Origin of the sequence: uncultured Bacteroides sp. (genome assembly GCF_905207245.1) — a bacterium.
Classification (GTDB): Bacteria; Bacteroidota; Bacteroidia; order Bacteroidales; family Bacteroidaceae; genus Bacteroides.
In genome coordinates this window covers 1-5,425 of sequence record NZ_CAJLKP010000153.1, presented here as the reverse complement: position 1 = coordinate 5,425, position 5,425 = coordinate 1, and the positions used below count along the sequence as shown (strand labels likewise).

The window sequence follows — 5,425 nt, the reverse complement described above, 5'->3', positions numbered from 1 at the left end:
TTCCAGCTTCCTTGTATATGGCTGCAATCAGGCCAAGAACATCCGAGTCCCACTTTTGCTCCTTGATTGCGGAGTAATTGAAGGTTCTCATTCCCTTACCCCCTTTCGCTTTCCCTTAAATAATAATATAAAACAAGGGAATAGTCAATGGGCTGCGTCTTAAATCCCTTACTATTATGCCTGAATTAAGGGATTTATACTCAGATAGTGGAAAAGTGCCTGCGATTATTTTCATGCTGTAAACTCACTCTTCTTTGTCTATAGCGCCGCAACTGCTGAGCTGCCACCCTTGCAGAAACCACTTGCACACCCCTACCATTAGAGTTACAATTCAGGTAATCCAAAACGATTCCCGCTGAGGGTAGGCGAAAGTTCACCGAAAGGAGCAACTGACATGGATAAAGAGCGTATGGCAGCGTTAGAGGAAATTGAATCTCATGGTGCCGAGAACGGCTGGGTTGCCTTGATGACAGAGGATGACAGAGAGTTCTTTGCATATTTTCGCTCGGTGTTTAATCGCTACAATATTTCGCCTTCAAAGGCAACACGGCTGGAGTATGATTTTGTGACGCGGGTTGCGGAGAGTGAGTTCTATCTTCAAAAGGCGAAGGCGTGATGCTATTCTTTGTCTATAGCGGTGCAAATTTTGCCCCATATAACTCCACAGGAATATCTCGCCTAATCATCAGTCACTTAACATGGCAAAATCTTACAACACCTATGATGGAGGTAATTAGCAATGACAGAAACACAAAACAGCGTCACAGCATGCTTAAACTCCGCCCTTCAAAGTTTTAATCAAAATGAGCAGTATTTGATATCCAGAGATTTAAGCGAACGGTGTATTTGCGCTAAGTTTGCTTCATATCTCGAACGTGCTATTGCAGAATCTGAATTTTGCGAGTATGTAGTAGATGTAGAATATAACCGTGGAAGCCGCGGGAATGAGCACGCCGCTAAAGTGTTAAACGGTCATAATATTGTTGTAGATTTAATTGTACATAAGCGGGGCTATGACGAGCAGAGAGGGTTTGATAATCTTTTTTGTATTGAAATGAAGAAAGCCTACAAGCGCTGCGATCTTTCATCAGACAAGGAGCGCTTAAGAATCCTGACAGATAACTTTTGTGGCTTTGGGTACAAAGCTGGATTTATGATTACAGCTACTGCAGATAAGATCCATGATGAATATAAGTTAGTAGTTGAAAGTGCTTTCTATAATCACTCCGAAAATTAGCTTCACTTTTCTTATCTATAGCAACTCAACTTCTGTCTCACCTCTCGCAGAAACCACTTGCATAACACCCTCCTCAGAGTTACAATGCAGCCAACAGCAATGAGAAACGCTTCCCGTCCGGCACCGGTGAATCTTCACCGAAAACCGGGCGGGAAGCGTTTTTGACCACATAGATTACCACAGACGGCTCTGGAACACCCGGAAACAACGGAGATAAGAGCGTCAAAGAGTAAGTAAAACAAATTTAAAAGCACCAAAAACTGCTACAAATGAGTAGAAAAAGTGTTTTGTACTTCTTTGGGAGCAGGATGCCGCAGGTTCGAATCCTGTCACTCGGACCACCTTTCCTGGAAAAACCGCCTAAAAAGGCGGTTTTTCTGCGTTATTAGTTCTATTTTGAGTCGTGCCTAACCACATGACAACTGTGGCCAGAGGGACAAAATTGCGGTGAAAACCGGAGCATAGTCGGACTGCAAAAATGCAAAATCCCTAACCCATCCCTAACGGGTGCATTTTCGCCATTTTTTACACGTAGTTGTGACAACATCTTGAAATATTCGTCGCTATGCACTATAATATCTCCACGGTAGGCCTTTGTGCCACCAAGGCGACCGTATGGGTGTGTTCCCATGCGGTCTTTTTTATATCATTGTGATCCCTTTATGATAAGGAGAAAGAAATATGTATCAAAACAACCAGTTAGATTTACTGATTAATGCTTATGAAGGTAGCATTCCCCCAAATGTAGCCCAGGTTATTGCTACAATTCAAGCAATCTACAAGGCATACAACGATGATTACAGTCGATATACTGAAAACTATATTTCTATGATGGAAAGCACCTTCAACAGTTTGAAAACTGCTCAGTTAATCCCTGAGGCTAAAGGCGGAACACTACGCACCACAAAGCCAATCGACTCAGAAAATATTTTGGCCCTCTTGTCGGATTATCATGACAAATTATTCGGCCTCCGCTATTTGAAGTTCTTAAGTGAGGAAAAAAAGACAGTTGTATTTGTCGGACCAAATGGTTGCGGGAAAACTACCCTTTTGCGAAATCTGATTAATGCAACCGGCGAAGATCAGATTGGGTATTATCCAGCAGATCGGCTTTTGGTGATTAATGACAGCTATAATCCAGAACGTGATTTTGCTACATTTTCTAAGAGCTACCAAAATGCAGACAAGTACGCAAGCGATATTGATAATCAATCACAGACGCACTATATCGTTCAGCAAATAAACCAAACCATTACCCTATTTGAGAAGAAGCGAGCAACAGAAATGGATCTTTATGCAAAGGGAAAGCTGCGGCTGGAAGATAGCCTTACTGAAAAAATACTGGGCATATGGAATGAGCTGATAAAAGATCGTATTCTATTCTCGGAAGGAGCTCTAAAGGTTCAAACATTAGGCGGAACGGAATATCCTATTAAATATCTTAGTAGCGGCGAAAAAAGTATTTTCTACTTTCTTGCCTGCATCTTTCTTAAAGAGAAAAAGTCATATTATTTTGTTGACGAACCCGAGAACAATCTCAATCCGTCAATTGTCTCCAAACTATGGGATATCATTGAGAAACACCGTGAAGGAAGTATATTTGTCTACCTAACTCATGATAGCAACTTTGTTGCGTCGCGAATAAATAGCAAATTATTCTGGATTGAAAAGTATGATGGCACCGAATGGGTCTATAAACCACTGCCCGAGAACGATAATCTTCCTCAGCACCTCATGGTAGCCCTTGTGGGCAACAGAGAACCTGTCCTGTTCTGTGAATCGCAAGATGAATACAAGTATGACGATATTGTATTCAAAATGATGTTCCCCGAGTTCAAAGTTATTCCTGCCGCCGGATGCGATGCCGTTATTGCCAAAGTAAAAGCATATTCAATTGCCGGCCTCCCACAAATAGCATTTGGAATAATTGATTGCGATTACAAGGATCAAAGCTATTTAGAAGGGCAGGAAACCGATGGTATCTTTCATTTGCCATTCTTTGAAATCGAGAATTTTCTTTTCTCAGAGGAAATCATAACCGGTGTGATTGCAACGTTCAGTCGTGACAAAGAGAATGCATTCGCAAATCTCAAGTCTGCGCTAAAAAACGATTTCATCTCAAAAAAAGAGCAGTGGATTATCAGAAAGATTGCATTTCGTTTGAGAGAAACATTCTTCACCGGGAAAATTAAGAGGCTAAAAGATTTTCCGGAATTAAAAGTGGAATACACATCTTTTAGCAGTAGTGTTGACTTAGATGCTTTACATGCCAGTTATGAGGCTGAAATCCAGCAAGTAATTGATGCAGATGACTACAACACTTTGCTTCGATATTACGATAACAAAGGTATTTTCACAATGTTCCTCCCACAATTGAAACTCGAAAATAAAATGCCGTATAAAGAAGCCGTTTTTACTTATTTAAGCGAGCACAAAGATGTGTTGACAGGTCTGCGAAGCAAGTATTTCCCTGGCATTATAGTATAACAACACTCCGAATCTTACTTTCGCACAAAATCCGAGCGAGTTTTTGCATTGTCCGCACAAAAATGAAGGAGTTTTCCTTTCAACTGAAAAAGAGTAGCCCAAGGGACATAGTTTTGTCCCTTGGGCTTCGTTTCCTTTATCCTACCTTTTCGAACGGTATCACCTTGCACCGGTTCTCCTCCGGCGGATTGGGAGGCTCCGGGGTGTTGGCTGCCGTGGCCGATTCCATGAAGTCGCCGATTTTCTCCGCCGCACCTCGCTGCATATCGTTGGTGATGTGCGTATAGGTGTCCAGCGTAAACCCGGCGCTGAAGTGGCCCAGCATACTGGACAGGGTTTTCACATCCACGCCGCTGGAGATGGCCATGGTCGCGAAGGTGTGTCTGAGGTCATGAAAGCGCACATGCTCCTCGATGCCTGCGCTTTTCAGCAGCTTCCGGTTGATCCTTGACACGGCGTCCGGACTCCAGTAGCCGCCCGTCCGGGGCGACGGGAACAGGATTGGATTGTCCGGGTGCTGTTCATGCTCCTGCTCCAGCAACGGGAAAAGTATTCCCGATAAGTTTGGGAGCTAGATGCCGCAGGTTCGAATCCTGTCGCCCGGACCATTTTTCGAAAAAAACCGCCAAAACGTGTTGTATTTGAGGGTAGAATGAACTGCAACCGCTTTACGATCTGAGGCGGTAAGAAAAAAGCGGAAGAAAACATCATGCCAGACGCTTAGACGCGGAGCAGGATCTGATGAGGAATCGGATTTGCTCTGCGTCTTTTTTGTCAAAATTCTCTGGAATACAGGGCAGAGCCGCGCCGTTCTGGCTATGAGGCCATCAAAATCCCGATATAAGCATCGGCCGTGCTTTTCCCGGATCAAAGGAGGAATCACAGATGAACTATATTCGGATTACAAAGGAAAATATTGACAGGGAACATATCTGCTGCGCCATGTCCGGCAAGCAGAGCATTGCGAAAAAGGAATGGCTCAGGCAGCGCTTTGAGGAGGGGCTTGTTTTTTACCGCAGTGAGGAACGGGGCAAATACTTTATCGAATACATCCCGGCAGAAAACGCATGGGTGCCAATTATGGCTGACGGCTGGCTCTATATCAACTGTCTGTGGGTATCCGGCTCCATGAAGGGCCACGGATACTCCAACGATCTGCTGGAGGAGTGCATCCGCGATGCCAGGGCGCAGGGAAAAAACGGGCTATGCATTCTGTGCGCCGAAGGCCGGAAACGGGAATTCCTCGCTGATCCGAAGTTCCTTACCTACAAGGGATTCCGAGTTGCAGACATATCCGACTGCGAGATCGATCTGATGGTTTTGCCGCTTGTGCCCAATGCGGAACCGCCGAGGTTCCGGGAATGCGCAAAGCATCCGGCAATTGCAGAAGCCGGTTTCGTCCTGTATTACACCGATCAGTGCCCTTACACCTATTACGGGGTTCCAAGGGTGCAGGAGGCGGCAAAAGAACACGATATCCCGTTCAAGGTCATCCACATCACGGACAAAGAATCCGCGCAGAACGTACCCGCGCCGGTCACGACCTATGCGCTGTTCCGGGACGGCAGGTTTTTGACGCAGAGCATTCAGACAGATAAAAAATTTCTGGCACTGGCTGGGATCCGGGACTGAGTCATCGTACATCGGAAAGTCGTCGATTCATGTGCGGATACGCGGAGCTTATCCCCGCTCCCGGCGATC

General features: G+C 44.9%; 6 protein-coding genes. 4 read left to right on the top strand and 2 right to left on the bottom strand.

All coding sequences use genetic code 11. The annotated features are described in order from the left end of the window. Positions 1–394: 394 nt before the first annotated feature. Positions 395–616: a hypothetical protein gene (locus tag QZ135_RS24330; RefSeq protein WP_294615646.1), complete on the top strand. Its 222-nt coding sequence runs from the start codon at positions 395–397 to the stop codon at positions 614–616. A 123-nt stretch (positions 617–739) separates the two neighbouring features. Then, positions 740–1,237: a hypothetical protein gene (locus tag QZ135_RS24325; protein WP_294615644.1), complete on the top strand. Its 498-nt coding sequence runs from the start codon at positions 740–742 to the stop codon at positions 1,235–1,237. 79 nt (positions 1,238–1,316) lie between these two features. Here QZ135_RS24325 and QZ135_RS24320 read toward each other — a convergent pair whose 3' ends face one another. Continuing rightward, positions 1,317–1,463 carry a hypothetical protein gene (locus tag QZ135_RS24320; protein ID WP_294615642.1) on the bottom strand — a complete coding sequence of 49 codons (147 nt, stop codon included), beginning with the start codon at positions 1,461–1,463 and terminating at the stop codon, positions 1,317–1,319. Positions 1,464–1,918: 455 nt separating this feature from the next. On the opposite strand from QZ135_RS24320, the gene QZ135_RS24315 reads away from it, so the two are divergent. Beyond that, positions 1,919–3,724, top strand: coding sequence for an AAA family ATPase (locus tag QZ135_RS24315; protein ID WP_294615640.1), 1,806 nt, complete (start codon positions 1,919–1,921; stop codon positions 3,722–3,724). Between the two features lie 136 nt (positions 3,725–3,860). Here QZ135_RS24315 and QZ135_RS24310 read toward each other — a convergent pair whose 3' ends face one another. Continuing rightward, positions 3,861–4,265, bottom strand: a complete 405-nt coding sequence (locus tag QZ135_RS24310; protein WP_294615638.1) for a tyrosine-type recombinase/integrase — start codon at positions 4,263–4,265, stop codon at positions 3,861–3,863. A 344-nt stretch (positions 4,266–4,609) separates the two neighbouring features. On the opposite strand from QZ135_RS24310, the gene QZ135_RS24305 reads away from it, so the two are divergent. Continuing rightward, positions 4,610–5,356 carry a YoaP domain-containing protein gene (locus QZ135_RS24305; protein WP_294615636.1) on the top strand — a complete coding sequence of 249 codons (747 nt, stop codon included), beginning with the start codon at positions 4,610–4,612 and terminating at the stop codon, positions 5,354–5,356. Positions 5,357–5,425: the final 69 nt, after the last annotated feature.